The sequence below is a fragment of the Aeromonas crassostreae genome, assembly GCF_054052445.1.
Window position 1 is genome coordinate 1 of the sequence record NZ_JBSTYM010000041.1, and the last position, 14,265, is coordinate 14,265.

16 protein-coding genes, 1 pseudogene and 1 other annotated feature are annotated in these 14,265 nt (G+C 64.2%); of the genes and pseudogenes, 1 reads left to right on the forward strand and 16 read right to left on the reverse strand.

The window, feature by feature from the left end:
* Nucleotides 1-249 precede the first annotated feature (249 nt).
* The 16 genes and pseudogenes from ACW5W4_RS18305 to ACW5W4_RS18380 form a co-directional block, all read right to left on the reverse strand.
* Nucleotides 250-717, reverse strand: coding sequence for a Dps family protein (locus ACW5W4_RS18305; protein ID WP_456690353.1), 468 nt, complete (start codon nt 715-717; stop codon nt 250-252).
* A gap of 114 nt (nt 718-831) precedes the next feature.
* The gene (locus tag ACW5W4_RS18310) at nt 832-1,389 is read right to left on the reverse strand and encodes a DUF3833 domain-containing protein (RefSeq protein ID WP_456690340.1); all 558 of its coding nucleotides are present in this window, start codon (nt 1,387-1,389) and stop codon (nt 832-834) included.
* Nucleotides 1,390-1,510: 121 nt separating this feature from the next.
* Nucleotides 1,511-2,029, reverse strand: a complete 519-nt coding sequence (locus tag ACW5W4_RS18315; RefSeq protein ID WP_456690341.1) for a chalcone isomerase family protein — start codon at nt 2,027-2,029, stop codon at nt 1,511-1,513.
* Nucleotides 1,986-2,204: a TIGR02450 family Trp-rich protein gene (locus tag ACW5W4_RS18320; RefSeq protein ID WP_427260455.1), complete on the reverse strand. Its 219-nt coding sequence runs from the start codon at nt 2,202-2,204 to the stop codon at nt 1,986-1,988. Before ACW5W4_RS18320 ends, ACW5W4_RS18315 begins: the two co-directional genes overlap by 44 nt.
* A complete protein-coding gene (locus tag ACW5W4_RS18325; RefSeq protein ID WP_456690342.1) occupies nt 2,201-2,680 on the reverse strand; it encodes a DUF2878 domain-containing protein in 480 nt (159 codons plus the stop codon). Before ACW5W4_RS18325 ends, ACW5W4_RS18320 begins: the two co-directional genes overlap by 4 nt.
* A gap of 2 nt (nt 2,681-2,682) precedes the next feature.
* Nucleotides 2,683-3,939, reverse strand: coding sequence for a class I SAM-dependent methyltransferase (locus tag ACW5W4_RS18330; protein ID WP_456690343.1), 1,257 nt, complete (start codon nt 3,937-3,939; stop codon nt 2,683-2,685).
* 109 nt (nt 3,940-4,048) lie between these two features.
* Nucleotides 4,049-4,798 carry a DUF1365 domain-containing protein gene (locus tag ACW5W4_RS18335; protein ID WP_456690344.1) on the reverse strand — a complete coding sequence of 250 codons (750 nt, stop codon included), beginning with the start codon at nt 4,796-4,798 and terminating at the stop codon, nt 4,049-4,051.
* Entirely contained in the window at nt 4,795-6,054 is a 1,260-nt protein-coding gene (locus tag ACW5W4_RS18340; protein WP_456690345.1) for an NAD(P)/FAD-dependent oxidoreductase, read from the reverse strand. Before ACW5W4_RS18340 ends, ACW5W4_RS18335 begins: the two co-directional genes overlap by 4 nt.
* Nucleotides 6,051-6,785 (reverse strand): SDR family NAD(P)-dependent oxidoreductase, encoded by a 735-nt coding sequence (locus ACW5W4_RS18345; RefSeq protein ID WP_456690346.1) that lies wholly within the window; start codon nt 6,783-6,785, stop codon nt 6,051-6,053. Before ACW5W4_RS18345 ends, ACW5W4_RS18340 begins: the two co-directional genes overlap by 4 nt.
* The gene (locus tag ACW5W4_RS18350; protein WP_456690347.1) at nt 6,782-7,210 is read right to left on the reverse strand and encodes a nuclear transport factor 2 family protein; all 429 of its coding nucleotides are present in this window, start codon (nt 7,208-7,210) and stop codon (nt 6,782-6,784) included. Before ACW5W4_RS18350 ends, ACW5W4_RS18345 begins: the two co-directional genes overlap by 4 nt.
* A gap of 1 nt (nt 7,211) precedes the next feature.
* Nucleotides 7,212-8,648: a deoxyribodipyrimidine photo-lyase gene (gene phrB / locus ACW5W4_RS18355; RefSeq protein WP_456690348.1), complete on the reverse strand. Its 1,437-nt coding sequence runs from the start codon at nt 8,646-8,648 to the stop codon at nt 7,212-7,214.
* The gene (locus ACW5W4_RS18360; RefSeq protein WP_456690349.1) at nt 8,645-9,532 is read right to left on the reverse strand and encodes a MerR family transcriptional regulator; all 888 of its coding nucleotides are present in this window, start codon (nt 9,530-9,532) and stop codon (nt 8,645-8,647) included. The genes phrB and ACW5W4_RS18360 overlap by 4 nt, the downstream gene beginning before the upstream one ends.
* 126 nt (nt 9,533-9,658) lie before the next feature.
* Nucleotides 9,659-10,603 (reverse strand): YbgA family protein, encoded by a 945-nt coding sequence (locus ACW5W4_RS18365; RefSeq protein ID WP_456690350.1) that lies wholly within the window; start codon nt 10,601-10,603, stop codon nt 9,659-9,661.
* Nucleotides 10,604-10,780: 177 nt separating this feature from the next.
* Nucleotides 10,781-10,867: pseudogene (locus tag ACW5W4_RS18370) on the reverse strand (autotransporter); the annotation flags it as partial.
* A 187-nt stretch (nt 10,868-11,054) separates the two neighbouring features.
* Nucleotides 11,055-11,621, reverse strand: coding sequence for a DUF3157 family protein (locus ACW5W4_RS18375; protein ID WP_456690351.1), 567 nt, complete (start codon nt 11,619-11,621; stop codon nt 11,055-11,057).
* A gap of 86 nt (nt 11,622-11,707) precedes the next feature.
* A complete protein-coding gene (locus ACW5W4_RS18380) occupies nt 11,708-12,553 on the reverse strand; it encodes a hypothetical protein (protein WP_456690352.1) in 846 nt (281 codons plus the stop codon).
* 251 nt (nt 12,554-12,804) lie between these two features.
* Nucleotides 12,805-12,927 (forward strand) — a sequence feature (Phe leader region).
* A gap of 37 nt (nt 12,928-12,964) precedes the next feature.
* On the opposite strand from ACW5W4_RS18380, the gene ACW5W4_RS18385 reads away from it, so the two are divergent.
* Nucleotides 12,965-14,134, forward strand: a complete 1,170-nt coding sequence (locus ACW5W4_RS18385) for a chorismate mutase (RefSeq protein WP_427260442.1) — start codon at nt 12,965-12,967, stop codon at nt 14,132-14,134.
* The last annotated feature ends 131 nt before the right edge of the window (nt 14,135-14,265 follow it).

Genomic DNA, 14,265 nt, shown 5'->3' on the forward strand with positions numbered 1-14,265 from the left:
GATGAGCGCGGGGGGAATGAGGTCAGAGAGTGACTCAAACTGGGCCATATTGCTGGCGTGGAGGAAGTCGAGAGCCTGTTCGATACGCATAGAAAATCCGAAACCAAATCAATAGGTTTCGGATTTTTACACATCAGGAGGATCGGTCAATGGATCCTTAACTGATCGGCATTACGCCCGAAGGGGCGGCAAATGGGTGGATAATCAGACAGGAAAAGGAAGCCATTCAGGGTATGGGCAACTGAGCACTCAATCCAGATAGGCCCGCAGCATCCAGACCAGTTTCTCCTGCTGCTGGATGTAGTCCGAGAGCTGGGAGGCCGTGCCTTCGTCCCCCGCCTCGCTGGCCAGTTTCAGGATGCGGCGCTGGGCGCCGAGCAGCTCACGGAATCCCTCCAGCAGGGAGCCGATGCAGCCGGGACCGTCGTGCAGGCCCTTGCTCTCCGCGATGGCGGAGACCTTCAGGTAGTCGCTGAAGCTGTGCAGGGGCACGCCATCCAGAGTCAGGATACGCTCGGCCAGGGCATCGACCTTCAGCAGCAGGTCGTTGTAGATCTCCTCGAACTTCAGATGCAGCTCGAAGAAGTGGCTGCCGCGAATGTTCCAGTGGAAACCGCGGACATTCATGTAGAGGATCTGGTAGCTGGCCAACAGTTGATTCAGCTCGGTTGCCAGGGCTTGAGATTGGGCGGCGTCTAGGCCTATCGGGTTCTTCATCATGCACCTCCAGATTGGAAAACAGGCTCAGCTTAGCGCGCACGAGACTCAAAAGGTAATAGTTGCTAGCTGAGTCATTGATAGCGATGGACTATCAATCAGGGGCCGATGGCCTCAAGGTGCGGCGAGGGGGCCGGTGCGCTCGATATAGAGGAGCACCTCACCCAGGTAGATGTCGAACTTGCTGATCTCCGCCCGGTTGATGAGGCGATCTTGATCCAGCAGGTACATCCAGTCATCGAAGTTCACCCGCACCACCTCCCCGTCCGGCAGGGCCAGATCGAGCCGATAACGCCAGTTCAGGGCGAAACCTGCCGTCTTGCCCACCGCCTCCCCCACCACGTCCGAGGCGGTGCCGCGCCAGTGGCCGTCCGCCCCCTTGCTCAAAAACCAGGTGCGGGTCTGCTGGCGGCCGTCATCGAAATAGAACTGCTCGAACAGCTCCCCCTTGCCCGCTCGCCAGCGCCCCTGCATCTCGACCCGAAAGCGACTGGTCACTTCGCCGCTGCGGTCGGTCACCAGGCCATGGGCCACCAGCTTGCCGTCGAAGAAGCGGGCGAGATCCCAGTTCGGCCCCTGGCCACGATAGGCATCCAGGCTGGTGCCACAGCCGCCGAGAAGCAGCATCAGGGAGAGCATCAGGCCACGCCAGCGGCCGCTAGATAAGGTCATGTCAGACTCCGGATTGCAATAAGGGGAAGCGCCGCCTCGGCTGAACGCCAGCGCAGGCGGCTGTCCATGGTCGTCATCACTCGGTCAATACGACGGGATGGCCGCGGCGATCGCCGAGGGCTCAAGGCTGGCCACGCAGACGCCGGGTCAGCGCGGGATCCCGGCTGTTGTCCGCCAGCCAGATGGCGAGAAAGGCGGCGGAAAAATCGGGCTCCGCGATGCGGCCAAGGGACCTGTCTCGCAGCCAGAGCTCTCCCTGCCCCTGCTCATCGACGTAAAAAGTGAGCCTGTCCCCCGCCTTCACGTCGGGCAGCACACCGGACAGCGCCGCCAGCCAACGGGCCTGGGCCTGGCTGTTCCCTGGCGCCAGCCGCTGCCACTCCTGGGCGGTGGCATCCAGGATATCCTGCCTGTCTATGTCCCTGGCATAGGTGAGGGAGAGGGCCTGGGGATAACGGCGCGGCCCATAGCGGCCATCCTGGCTGTAGAGGGTGGCATCATAGAGCTTGAACCAGAGCCAGTGCATCTCCCCCTGTCCGACGGGGCGCAGCTGCTGCCAAGGGGCAGCCCAGCTCAAGGTGCTCCAGCAGAGCAGGCTAATGCCAACCCATGTGCCAACGAGTGGGATCTTCGAGTTCATGCCAATCCAGCTCCTGTTCTTGCAGGGTATTGATATCCTGCATCACCACACTCGCCAGTTGACCTCGCGCATCCCGCTGGCAGGCCACCACCAGGTAGAAGCGGTCGGCCAGCTCGTACTGGCTCTCCTTGGTCCATTTGGAAAACAACAAGGCGTCGGTCGAAAAGGTGTTCATGTCGCGTCACCCTCCAGCGTCACCGTTGCCCACACCAGTACGGGCAACCACCCCATCCAGATCACCGCCAGCAGCGCCGTGCTGATCCAGATGCCCCAGGGTAAGTGTACGGCCCCCATCGCCGCCCCCGCCACATAGGAGCTGGCGCCCCCCACCATGCCAAACAGGGCCTGCTGCCAGCGAGCCAGGCGCCGCAGCCAACCCATGCCATGGGAGAGGGTCAGGGCAAAGCCGAGCCAGAGCAGCCCCAGCCAGAGGGGGAAGCCGACCGGAAACTGGAACAGGCCCAGCCGCCAGAGGATCACATCCAGCAGACAACCTGCCAGGGCAACGGGAATGAGCCGCCAGTCTTGCCGGCGACGAGGAGAGAAGAGGAAATGAAGCAACAGCATGCCCAGCAGCGGGCCCGGTTGCTGCCATTTCACCGCCAGCAACCAGTAGAGGTTGAACCCCAGCAGATGGGCCCACTGCCACATGGTCAGTGACCGCTCACTGGCAGGTCGCCGGACCAGCCGAGCGGCCCCGGCTTGGCCGCCTCCAGCTGCACCAGGCTGATGGCCCGCTCCCAGAATCCCCCCTCGCAGTAGGCGAAATAGAAGTGCCACAGCCGGATGAAGTCCTGGCTGTAGCCGAGCCTTGGCAACTCCGGGGCCAGCGCCAGGAAGCGCTCGCACCAGTGGGCCAGGGTGCGGGCGTAGTGGTGACCGTGATCGTGCAGCCGCACCAGCTGCATGTCGGTTTCGCGCGCCAGCAGCCCCGCCATCTGGGAGACGCTGGGCAGGCAGCCGCCGGGGAAGATGTAGCGCTGGATGAAGTCCACCCCGCGCAGATACTGGGCGTGGCGCTGATCGGCGATGGTGATGGCCTGGATGAGCAGGCGGCCACCGGGCTTGAGCAGGCGCGACAGCTGGCGGAAATAGTCCGGCAGGAAGGCGTGCCCCACCGCCTCTATCATCTCGATGGAGACCAGCTTGTCGAAGCTCCCCTCCAGCTTGCGGTAATCCTCCAGCAGCAGAGTGATGCGATCCCCCAGCCCCTCCCGGGCAATCCACTCTTTTGCGTAGTCATGCTGGGCCTGGGAGATGGTGGTGGTGGTCACCCGGCAGCCGTAATGGCGAGCGGCATAGACGGCGAGGCCGCCCCAGCCGGTACCTATCTCCAGCAGGTGATCCTCCGGCCCCAGCGCAAGCCGCTCGCAGATGGTGCGCAGCTTGGCCTGCTGCCCCTGCTCCAGGCTGGCCTCGGCGCTCGGGTAGATGGCGCTCGAATACTGCATGTGGCTGTCGAGGAAGCCCTGATAGAGGCTGTTGCCGAGATCATAGTGGGCGGCGATGTTGGATCGCGATCCGGTCAGGGTGTTTCGATTGAGCAAGTGGCGCACCTTGTTGAAGGGGAAGCTGAGCCAGCCGAGACGCCGCTCCAGGGTGTCGAGCAGCGGCAGGTTGCGGGCCAGCAGCCGCACCAGGGCCACCGGATCCGGGCTGGTCCAGAGCCCCTCCACCCAGGTCTCACCGGCGGCTATGCTGCCCCCCAGCAACAGGCGGCGATAGAAGGCGGGATCCTGCACCATCACCTCGGCATGGAGATCCGTGCCCGCCACCCCGAAGCCGTGGCGCTCGCTGCCGTCGTGCAGCAGCAGCTGGCCGTGTTCGAGACGTCCCAGCAGACTGAGCAGCAGTTGCCTGGCCCCCTTGTCGATGAAAGAGGCAGAGAGGGTTGATTGAGCAAGTTCCATTAGCGGCTCTCCGAGTGGCTGAAGATAAAAGAGATTCGTTTGATACGAACCCGCATCCTAGGCTGCGGACAACGACTGAAAGCTGTAATACGCGAGAAGGTCGGCTTCATCAGCGGCTCTCCGGGTGGGTGAAGATAGGTGTTCGTTTGACAAAGAGTCGCAGGGCCTGCCAGTAGATGCCGAGCAGCACCTTGAGGGTCATCCAGGGCCAGCGCACCAGCAGGGCCGCGAGCCCGCTGCGGCACAAAGGCGCCCGGCGCAGGGCCAGGGTGGCGTCGAACAGCTTGGCCTCACCGGATACGGGGTGGCTCTCGATATGGATCAGCGTCTCCTGCGCCGGCGCCCTGATGCGCCAGTGGTAGCGCATGGCCAGCCCCATGAAGGGAGAGACGTGAAAGTCCTTGTCATGGGGTGCCAGGGCCGCCAGATCCAGCAGGTAGTAATGGCGCTCGTTCCAGGGGGTGTTCGACACCTCCGCCAGCAGGTAACGGGTTTCCCCCGCCCGATCGCAGAAGTAGAAGTTGACCGGGCTGAAGTAGAAGCCCAGGCAGCGCACGTTGCCGAGCAGCAGCACCCGACCGTCCGGCTCGGCACTGCCACCAAGGGCGGTCACCTTGTGCCACACCGCCTGCTTGAGGCTGCCCTCGCCGCCCCCCAGATAGTCGCTTCGGCGAAAGGAGAGCAGCCCGGCCTGCTCCACGCCGAACCAGCGCCCCTGGCTGAGCCCCGGCAGCTCGTCCAGATCCAGCCCCAGCATGAAGAGGCTGTAGGAGAAGGCATGGGGCCTGGGGGCGAAGCGGCGATGGCGCACCGAGCCCCGCCAGATGGCGCTGATGGTGTCGCCGCCGGCGGCCGTCATAGGCGGGCTCCGAAGCGCGCGGCCACGTCCAGGGCGCTGCGCACCCCGTCCTCGTGAAAGCCGTTGTACCAGTAAGCGCCGCAGAAGTGGGTGTGCTGGCGGCCGCAGATCTCGGCCCGGCGCTGCTGGGCGGCGATGGAGGCCTGATTGAAGACCGGATGATGATAGACGAAACGGCGCAGCACCTTGCTCTCGTCCACCCGGCCCTGGGGGTTGAGGCTGACGCAGAAGGGCTGGGGCGAGCTTATCCCCTGCAGGATGTTCATGTTGTAGCTCACCAGGGGGCGCGCCTCGTCGTCCTCCCCGAGCAGATAGTTCCAGCTGGCCCAGGCCTTGCGGCGAGTGGGCAAACAGCTGACGTCGGTATGGAGCCAGACGTCGTTGGCCTGATAGGCCATGGCGCCGAGAATGGCCTGCTCCCGCTCGCTTGCATCCACCAGCAGGGCCAGGGCCTGATCGCTGTGACAGGCGAAGATCACCTCGTCAAAGGGCTCCTCCCCATGGCGGCTCTGGACCAGCACCCCCTCGGCCGTGCGCCTCACCCCCAGCACAGGGCAGGCCAGCCGGATCCGCGACTGCCAGCCTGCGGTGAGCGGGCCTATGTATTCCCGCGAGCCGCCCGGAATGACGTACCACTGGGGGCGGTTGGCCACATCGAGCAGGCCGTGGTTGGCAAAGAAGCGCAGGAAGAAGCCCAGGGGAAAGGCGCGCATGTCCGCCAGGGTGGAGGACCAGATGGCCGCCCCCATGGGCAGGATATAGTGGCGGGCGAAGTAGTCGCTAAACTCCCCCAGCTGCAGAAAATCCCCCAGGGTCGGCTCGCTGCCGTTCTCCGGACGGGTCTTGTCCGCCAGCCAGGCGCAGGCCTCCCGGTTGAAGCGCAGTATCTCGGCGACGAAGCGGTAGAAGCGCGGGCTCAGCAGGTTGCTGCGCTGGGCAAACAGGGTATCGAGATTGTGGCCGTTGTACTCCAGCCCCGAAGGGCTCTTGACCGAGAAGCTCATCTCGGTGGGCTGGCGCGCCACCCCGATGCGCTCGAGCAATGCCAGGAAATTCGGGTAGGTGCGATCGTTGAAGACGATGAAGCCGGTGTCGATGGCATGGCTGCGACCGGCCTGAGTCACATCGACGGTGGCGGTGTGGCCCCCCAGGATGGGAGCCGCCTCGAACAGGGTGATGTCATGCCCCTTGTGGAGCAGGAAACCGGCGCTGAGCCCCGAGATCCCGGAACCTATGATGGCAATCTTTTTCTTCATGAAGGGGATCCTTTCGAGGTGAGGGTACGACCGAGGCGCAACCAGAGCCCGGTCGGCAAGGCGCCTAGCAGGCGCAGCAGCCAGATGAAGCGACGGGGAAAATGGATCTGGTGGCGACCGGCGGCCAGCCCGCCCATGATGGCGCAGGAAGCCTGCTCCACCGTCACCAGACAGGGCATGGGAAAATCATTCTTCGCGGTGAGTGGCGTCTGCACGAAGCCCGGGCGGATCAGGGTCACCCCTATGCCCAGGGCCGCGAGATCCAGACGCAGGGTGGCGGCCAGATAGTCGAGGGCGGCCTTGGAGGCGCCATAGGCCTCGGCCCTTGGCAGCGGCAGCCAGCTCACCGACGAGCTGACGATGGCGAGCCGAGACCCTGCCGCCAGCCGTGGCAAGAAGGCGGCCAGGGCGTGGCCGGTGGCAATGAGGTTGGTCTCGATCACCCGGGCAAAGAGGGCGCCGTCGAACCCCTCTGCCAAATCCATGTATTCGCAGTTGCCGGCGTTGAGGATCAGCAGATCCAGCCTGGGCAGGCCGGCGGCAACCTCGGCCATGGCGGCGCTGTCCCGTGCATCGAACTGCAGGGGGGTTATCCCCTCATCGGCCAATGCCTGCAGCCGCTCGCCGTCGCGGCCACAACCCCACACCTGCCAGCCGGCGCGTCGGTAGTCCAGCGCCAGCTGGCGGCCGATACCGGAGCTGGCCCCGGTGATCAGTACCCGTCCGTTCATGATCCCAGCCTCCCCTTGATGGCGCGCACCAGGGGGCCGAGCAGCGGCAACTGCTCGTAGAGCATGGCGCCCAGATCGAAGTAGTCCCGGTGCAGGCACACCTTGCCCCAGGCATCGAACTGCAGCCGGGTAGCCCCCTCCACCCGCACGGGTCGCCCGCCAGCAATCCTGGGATGGGCGAAGATCATGACCCAGCCGAGCCAGGCCTCATTGCCCTGCTGCTGCCGGCTGGTGATCTCGAAACGGCACTCCTTGAGCCGCCCGTAGAGGGAGGAGAAATAGCGGGTGAGCGCGGCCAGCCCCTCGATGCGGTGGGCCGGATCGATAAACACCACCTGATCGGCATAGATCTCCGGCAGGCGGTGCAACTGATGCTTGTCCAGTTGCAGATAGAGGACGATGAAATGGGCCAGCGCGTCGTTCATGTTATTTCTTCTCCAGGTCACGGAACATCTCGATGGCCCTCACCCGTGCAACGGCATGATCCACCATGGGCGCCGGGTAGTCCTGCCGCCCCTTGAGCCGCAACCAGTCGTGGGGCTGGTGCACATAGGTGGCAGGCAGATCGGCAAGCTCAGATACCCAGGTACGGATAAAGTCCCCTTGTGGATCAAATCGTTGCCCCTGAGTGGTCGGATTGAACACCCGAAAGTAAGGGGCCGCATCGGCCCCTGTGCCCGCCGCCCACTGCCAGCCGCCATTGTTGGCCGCCAGATCGCCGTCGATGAGCCGGCTCATGAAGTAATCCTCCCCGAGCCGCCAGTGGATGTGCAGATCCTTGGTGAGGAAGCTCGCCACTATCATCCGCAGCCGGTTGTGCATCCAGCCGGTGGCGTTGAGGCAGCGCATGGCGGCGTCTACCACGGGGTAGCCGGTGCGCCCCTCGCACCAGGCGGCAAAGGCATCCGGGTCCCAGCTCCAGGGCAGGGCCGCCGTCTCTGGCTTGAAAGGGCGATTCATCGAGAGGGTCGGGATCAGTACCAGCAGGTGGCGATAGAACTCGCGCCAGATGAGCTCATTGAGCCAGACGAAACCTGGCTGCGCCTTGGACTGGGGCCGGCCGCCGAGCCGCTGCTGCAAGGCTGCCACGCACTGACGGGGGCTTATGATCCCTGCCGCCAGATAGGGGGAGAGCACGGACGTGCCTGCCTGCGCCGGAAAATCCCGGGTCTCGCCGTAGTCCAGCACCCCCTGATCCAGGAAGGCGTGCAGTCGCCGCAGGGCCTCCGCCTCCCCCACGGGCCAGCGGGGATCCGGGATCGTCTCCCCAAGCGCCTCATCGACAAAGTCCCGCTCGGCCAGCGGCTGCCAGGGCAGGGGGTCGCCCCGCGGCGCCGGGGCGCGATGGATGACGAAGCCCTCTTCGTCGAGGGCCTTGAGCCAGGCGCGACTGAAGGGGGTGAACACCTTGAACATCTCCCCCGATCCGGTCAGCACCCGCCCGGGCGGCAGCACGCAGCAGCCGTTGAACCAGTGACAACTCACCCCCTGCCGTGCCAGCGCGGTGGTGACGGCGCCATCGCGGCGCAGCTCGTCTATCTCGATGGCCTGATTGGCATAGAGCTGGCTGACACCCAACTCGTCACAGAGGCTCGCCAATGCCGCCGGAGTCTCGGCAAAGGTCTCGACCCGCAGCAGATGCAGCACTATGCCGAGGGCCGCCAGCTCGCGCCCCAACGCATCCACCTGGGCCAGGATGAAACGCTGGCGAATGGGGGCCAGCTTGTGCGCCCGCCACTGGGCCGGGGAGATGACAAAGAGGGCCGCCACCGGCTCGTCACCGGCCCCGGCGTTCCCGCAGCACGAGCGCAGGGCCGGGTTGTCCGCCAGACGCAGATCGTTGCGAAACCAGACCAGTCTCATGAGGTTTTCCTCCCGCGCCCGCTCAAGCTGCGCGCGGCAGGCTTGTCTGCTATCGCCTCGGCCAGGCTTCCTCGCCAGCCGTACTGGCTCAGCCAGTCGGCATCGTAGAGACGCCCCAGCTCGCCAAACAGACGGGTACCGGCGGGCCAGCCGGTGGCCAGATCCTGCTTGCCGAGTCCAGCCCCCAGCAGCACCAGCCAGGGGGTGGCGGCCCGCCCCTCCAGCAGGGCGACGTGGCGCGGCTCCACCGCCCCCAGCAGTTGCACCTCATAGCCCTGACCGATGAGCTCATACGCGGCCCAGACCAGATCGAGCGGCCCCACCTGGCCCCAGCTTGCCAGGGTGACGGGGACGCCCTTCTCCTGTTCGATGAGGTGGCGGGCGAAGCGGGTGTGAAGCCAGCCCAGCCACACCTGTTGCAGCAGCTCGCCATCCGGTCGCTCGCGCCACAGGCCGAGCAGCTGCTCCACCAGGGGTTGCAGCACCCGGCTGCGCACCAGCTCGAACGGATAGCTCGCCAGCAGATCGTTGAGCTCAGCCTCCGCCTTGCGCTGGTTGAAGGCGAGCAGCGCCTGACTGAATTGCTCCAGGGTCTGCTGCCAGTGATCGCTCACCGGCTGGGACTGGGGCTCGCTCAATAGCCCCTTGACCTGGCCTATGCTCACCCCCCGCTCCAGCCAGCTCAGGATCTCGCCTATCTGGCGGATATCCTGCTCGCTGTAGAGGCGGTGCCCCTTGTCGGTGCGGGCGGGCTGCACCAGGCCGTAGCGGCGCTGCCAGGCGCGCAGGGTGACGGCGTTGACACCGGTGAGGCGGGAGACCTCGCGGATGGGGTAGACGCCCTCGTCGGGGAGAGGCGCGGCTGCTTGTGGTTCATCAGACATGAGAGAGTCCATCAGACGTTGGGAAGAGGCCCCGGCCATCAGCCGGGGCGACAGCATGAATTCAAAGCCCGTAACGCAACTTGAGCGTATCGGGATGGGGTCTGGGTAGACCTGATCTAGCCATTCTCAAAGCCCGTAACGCAGCTTGAGCGTATCGGGATGAGGATTGAGATAGACCTGCTCCGCGAGATAGGGATTGGGGTATTCCCGCAGGTAGTGGCGGATCAGGGTGAGCGGCACCAGCAGCGGGAAGATGCCGGTACGGTACTTGTCGATGGTGTCGGCAAGCTCCTGCTTCTGGGCCGGGGTCAGCACCCGCTTGAAATAGCCCTGGAGATGCATCAGCACATTGGTGTGGCTGCGGCGGTTGGCGCGAAGGGTCAGCGCCGCCATCAAGCCCTGGATATAGCTGCCCGCCACCTCCTGCAGGTTGGCCTTGCCGAGGTTGCCGAGCAGCTTGCCCAGCGCCCGGTAGTGGCTGGTGGCGTGGGAGAGCACCAGATACTTGTAGCGCGAATGAAAGCGAATGAGGGCAGAGGCGGTGATCCCCCGGGCGCAGAGTTGCTGCCAGTCGTGGTAGGCGAAGACCCGCAGCACGAAGTTCTCCCGCAGTATGGGGTCGCACAGGCGACCGTCTTCTTCCACCGGTAGCAGGGGGTTTGCCTCCATCAGCGCCTTGGCAAAGAGACCTATTCCCTCCTTGGCGCTCCCCTCGTTGTTGGCGCCATAGATGCGCACCCGCTCCATGCCGCAGCTGGGTGACTTGGCGCAGAGGATGTAGCCGGAGAGGAAGTCGAGCTGGCGGGCTTTTTGCTCACTGAAGGCGATCAGCTTGTCGGTGACGTCGAAGCTGCCGTTGCTCGCCTCGACCCGCACCTCCCCATGGCGCTTGACCAGGCGGATGGCGGCGCGGGGGGCGCCGAGGCCGATGGCCATCTCGGGGCAGACCGGGTGATACTCGAAGTGAGCGCCAAGATCCCGCTCGCAGAAGCTGGAACGCTTGTGGCCCCCGTCGAACCGCACTTCCTGGCCCAGCAGACAGGCACTGATACCGACCTTGATCTTGTACATGATGACGCTCCTTGTATAAGCATTGAACCAGTTATAGCAGTTATACAAAGAATTGGAAGTTGTATAACTATTGCCAACCGATACGACGCCGGAGCGAGAACAGGATCACCGGAAAATGAAAAAAGCCCATGACGAGGTCATGGGCGGGAGCGGGGGCATGCAGGAAGGGTACGGGGATCAGAAGTGGTACTTCACCCCCAGGCTGGTGATGGAGCCCTGCTGCAGATCCCAGCGGCGATAGGTGTAGTCGGCGGCCAGGGCCAGGATGGAAAGCGTGATTTTTTTCATTGTGATGACGCCTCGTTGCGATGGAGCCATAGTGTCGAGCCCCCCTAAAAATGCCGGGGACAAGCGGTTGCCAAACCATGTCAGAGGTAAGCAACTGTTGCTGTCTGCCGTCACCTGCCGTTTCAATAAATAAAAAACCTCCCGCAGGAGGTTTTGTCAGATCTTAGCGAAACACCACTTCATCGATCTCGACTCGCACCAGGGGCCGCTCCCCCTGCCCGGCCGGTTTCGCCATCTCAATCTCGAGGGAGGGACGCGCCTCCCCCTTGCGCAGGTAGGTCTCCGGCAGGCGATTCTCGGCGACCCAGAAGCGGGCCTCCTGGCGCGAGAGCTGAACCCCCTGCAGGTCGAACAGGCTGACATGGCCGCGCACCCCCACCACGTTGCGGCTGCCGGTGTTGTGCACCATGAAGCGCAGCCGATAGGGATCTCCCGCCGTCAGCTGATCAAGGGTGACCACGACACCGTCACGGGCGGCCTCGCTCAGCAAGGCGGGATTGGCCAGGGCCTGTTCGGTCAGTACCGGGGCAGCCACCGCCCGGGGAGCGCGCTCCTCCTGCACGCCGACCACCGCGCCGGCACTGGCCGGCTTGACCAGCAGATACTCCCAGCTGAAGTCATCATTGAGCTGCACCACACGGCCGTCGGCCAGGGTCACCTGGGTGAGCGGGGCGGCCTGGGCCAGCACTGGGCCGAGGGAGAGGAGCAGCAGCAGGGGAAGGGCTTTCATGGCATTCCTGTTGGGCAAAGACAAAGAGGGGCGCCAGTATAAACAGTCGCCCCCTCCTTGCCTATGATGCCGCTCACAGAGCCCGCCTACGCCCCTCGCCCCTGGAGGTCATGGCGTTCTGGCTGGGCAAGATCCAGAGTCACATGCGCGAACGCCATCCTCTTGAGGGTATGGTAGATCTCCTGCTGGCAATCGAAGCCGTGGGCGCGCAGGTGCGTCGGCAGGCGGATGCGGGCCAGGGCACCATGACCCCCACCGAGCCCATGGAAGAACACCTGAGCCTCGTCGAAGCCCATGTCCGCCAGGAGCTGCTCCGCCATGTCGATCATCTGCGCATGGCGACCCTCCATCTCATTGATATCCTGGAAGCGGCGGTTGAGGTAGCCGCCGCTGGTCTTGCCCCAGCGGTCCAGCTCCCGGCGATGAAAGCCGTAACGGAAGTCCCGGCGGGACATGCCCTGCTCGGCGAACGGCCAGAGGGTGTTGGCGGGCAACTGAATAAAATGGCCAAGATAGGCCTGCATCTCCTCAACGGGGGCCGGGATCAACAGCGGCAGGGCGGCCCACTCCGCCTGCAGCGCCCTGGCCTCGCCGAGCAGTTGTAGTGGATCCCGCACCGTCTGAGGCAGTTGCCCGGTGTCGCAGAACAGCATCTCGTCACTCTTGATGACCCTCTGATCGATGCCGTGGTGCTTGCAATAACGGCGGGCCCGGGCCAGCTCCCGTCGGCTCAGCAACGGATTGTCCAACGTCAGGGCTCGGATACGCACCCCGCTGGCGCGGCACAGATCCATGGCGTAGCAGGATTCCAATCGGCCCGAGAAAGAGACGACCAGCTCGCCGTGGCCGGCCAGAGTCTCGATGAGGCGCTGCTCCCTGGCCTGAAACGTCTGATCATATCCCTGATTCAATACAACGATCTTGGTATCCATGAACCCCCCGTCAGTCAAGTCAGGGCCCATCTTGCGACACCAAACCTGAACTGCGCTTAGACGAGATATGATAAAGCCGTAATTTTCATCGGGAATGACTATCAGTCATGGGCCCAGAACAGGCGGCTGCCCCCAAGATTTTCAACGACATCTCGCTCCGCCGGCGCCCTCCTCCCGCCCCCGGCTGGCAACTTTTACTTGCATCAGGACGGCAAATCCCTTAAAGCTAGGGCATTGACATTTCAGGGTTATTCCATGCTTTCACTATTCTTCTTTCGTTTCTCGTTTATCCGGCCCCACTGAGGGAAGGCCCACTCGTCGTATAAACCGGAAACCAAAGACGAATCGAGCCTCCCTAGCGGAGGCTTTTTTACGTACATCATCAATGGCATATCTGGACAGGTAAGTAACATGGCAACCCTCGACGACATCAGGCAGGACATCACCCAGTTGGATCAGGAGCTGCTGGCCCTGCTGGCCAAGCGCAAGACCCTGAGCATAGCGGTCGCCCGTGCCAAGCAGGCCAATCCGCGCCCCATCCGCGACCACCAGCGCGAGCAGGATCTGCTGGTCGCCCTGATCCAGAAAGGGCGTGCCCTGGGCCTGGATGCCCAATATGTCACCCGCCTCTATCACACCATCATCGAAGACTCCGTGCTCTCCCAGCAGGCCTACCTGCAAGGGCTGCTCAACCCGGAGCAGCAGGAGCCCATGACCAGCGTCGCCTACTTGGGACCGCGCGGCTCCTACTCCAGCCTCGCCGCCCGCAAGTATCTGGCCCGCTACAAGGATCAGGTGGTCGAGGTGAACTGCCAGAATTTTCGCGAGGTGCTCGACTCGGTAGAGTCGGGACGTGCCGCCTTCGGGGTGCTGCCCATCGAGAACACCAGCTCGGGCTCCATCAACGAGGTGTATGACGTGATGCAGCACACCAGCCTCTCCATCGTCGGCGAGCTGACTTATCCGATTGAGCACTGCGTGCTGACCGCGGTGCCGACCGACCTGTCCCGCATCAAGACCTTCTACGCCCATCCCCAGGTGTTCCAGCAGTGCTCCCATTACCTGAGCAAGCTGGAAGGGGCGCGCCACGAGATCTGCGACTCCTCCTCCAGCGCCATGATGAAGGTCAAGGAGCTGGCAAGCCCCGAGGCGGCCGCCATCGGCAGCGCGGACGGCGGCGAGCTGTACGGCCTGACGGTGCTGGCCGAGCAGCTCGCCAACCAGAAGGAGAACTACAGTCGCTTCATCGTGGTGGCGCGCAAGCCCATCGACGTGGCCCCCCAGATCCCGGCCAAGACCACCCTCATCATGTCCACCTCGCAAAAGCCGGGCTCCCTGGTGGAGGCGCTGCTGGTGCTGCGCAACAACAGCATCAACATGACCAAGCTGGAATCCCGTCCGGTGCAGGGCAATCCCTGGGAGGAGATGTTCTACCTGGACGTCTCCGCCAACCTGCAGAGCGCCGAGATGCAGGCCGCCCTGGTGGAGCTGACCCAGATCACCCGCTACATCAAGGTGCTGGGCTGCTACCCGAGCGAGGATGTCAAACCCACCGCCGTGCCCCCCGTCATCCTGGGTTAAGCCCGGGCGGCAATCCCCTGCCGCCTCTGGCGCGAACCATCAACGCAAAAACAGCGGCCGCCCAGGGGGCGCCCCGGTGGGTTGTTGATAGGGGTTGTGCCAACCGGGGGTGAACAGCCCCCCCCACACCG

Coding starts and splice junctions, on each gene's coding strand:
- ACW5W4_RS18330 (WP_456690343.1), bottom strand. CDS start 3,939: ATGGAACTTGCTCAATCAACCCTCTCTGCCTCTTTCATCGACAAGGGG.
- ACW5W4_RS18325 (WP_456690342.1), bottom strand. CDS start 2,680: ATGTGGCAGTGGGCCCATCTGCTGGGGTTCAACCTCTACTGGTTGCTG.
- ACW5W4_RS18310 (WP_456690340.1), bottom strand. CDS start 1,389: ATGACCTTATCTAGCGGCCGCTGGCGTGGCCTGATGCTCTCCCTGATG.
- ACW5W4_RS18365 (WP_456690350.1), bottom strand. CDS start 10,603: ATGTACAAGATCAAGGTCGGTATCAGTGCCTGTCTGCTGGGCCAGGAA.
- ACW5W4_RS18385 (WP_427260442.1), top strand. CDS start 12,965: ATGGCAACCCTCGACGACATCAGGCAGGACATCACCCAGTTGGATCAG.
- ACW5W4_RS18380 (WP_456690352.1), bottom strand. CDS start 12,553: ATGGATACCAAGATCGTTGTATTGAATCAGGGATATGATCAGACGTTT.
- ACW5W4_RS18350 (WP_456690347.1), bottom strand. CDS start 7,210: ATGAACGACGCGCTGGCCCATTTCATCGTCCTCTATCTGCAACTGGAC.
- ACW5W4_RS18305 (WP_456690353.1), bottom strand. CDS start 717: ATGAAGAACCCGATAGGCCTAGACGCCGCCCAATCTCAAGCCCTGGCA.
- ACW5W4_RS18375 (WP_456690351.1), bottom strand. CDS start 11,621: ATGAAAGCCCTTCCCCTGCTGCTGCTCCTCTCCCTCGGCCCAGTGCTG.
- ACW5W4_RS18360 (WP_456690349.1), bottom strand. CDS start 9,532: ATGTCTGATGAACCACAAGCAGCCGCGCCTCTCCCCGACGAGGGCGTC.
- ACW5W4_RS18320 (WP_427260455.1), bottom strand. CDS start 2,204: ATGAACACCTTTTCGACCGACGCCTTGTTGTTTTCCAAATGGACCAAG.
- ACW5W4_RS18340 (WP_456690345.1), bottom strand. CDS start 6,054: ATGAAGAAAAAGATTGCCATCATAGGTTCCGGGATCTCGGGGCTCAGC.
- ACW5W4_RS18345 (WP_456690346.1), bottom strand. CDS start 6,785: ATGAACGGACGGGTACTGATCACCGGGGCCAGCTCCGGTATCGGCCGC.
- ACW5W4_RS18335 (WP_456690344.1), bottom strand. CDS start 4,798: ATGACGGCCGCCGGCGGCGACACCATCAGCGCCATCTGGCGGGGCTCG.
- phrB (WP_456690348.1), bottom strand. CDS start 8,648: ATGAGACTGGTCTGGTTTCGCAACGATCTGCGTCTGGCGGACAACCCG.
- ACW5W4_RS18315 (WP_456690341.1), bottom strand. CDS start 2,029: ATGAACTCGAAGATCCCACTCGTTGGCACATGGGTTGGCATTAGCCTG.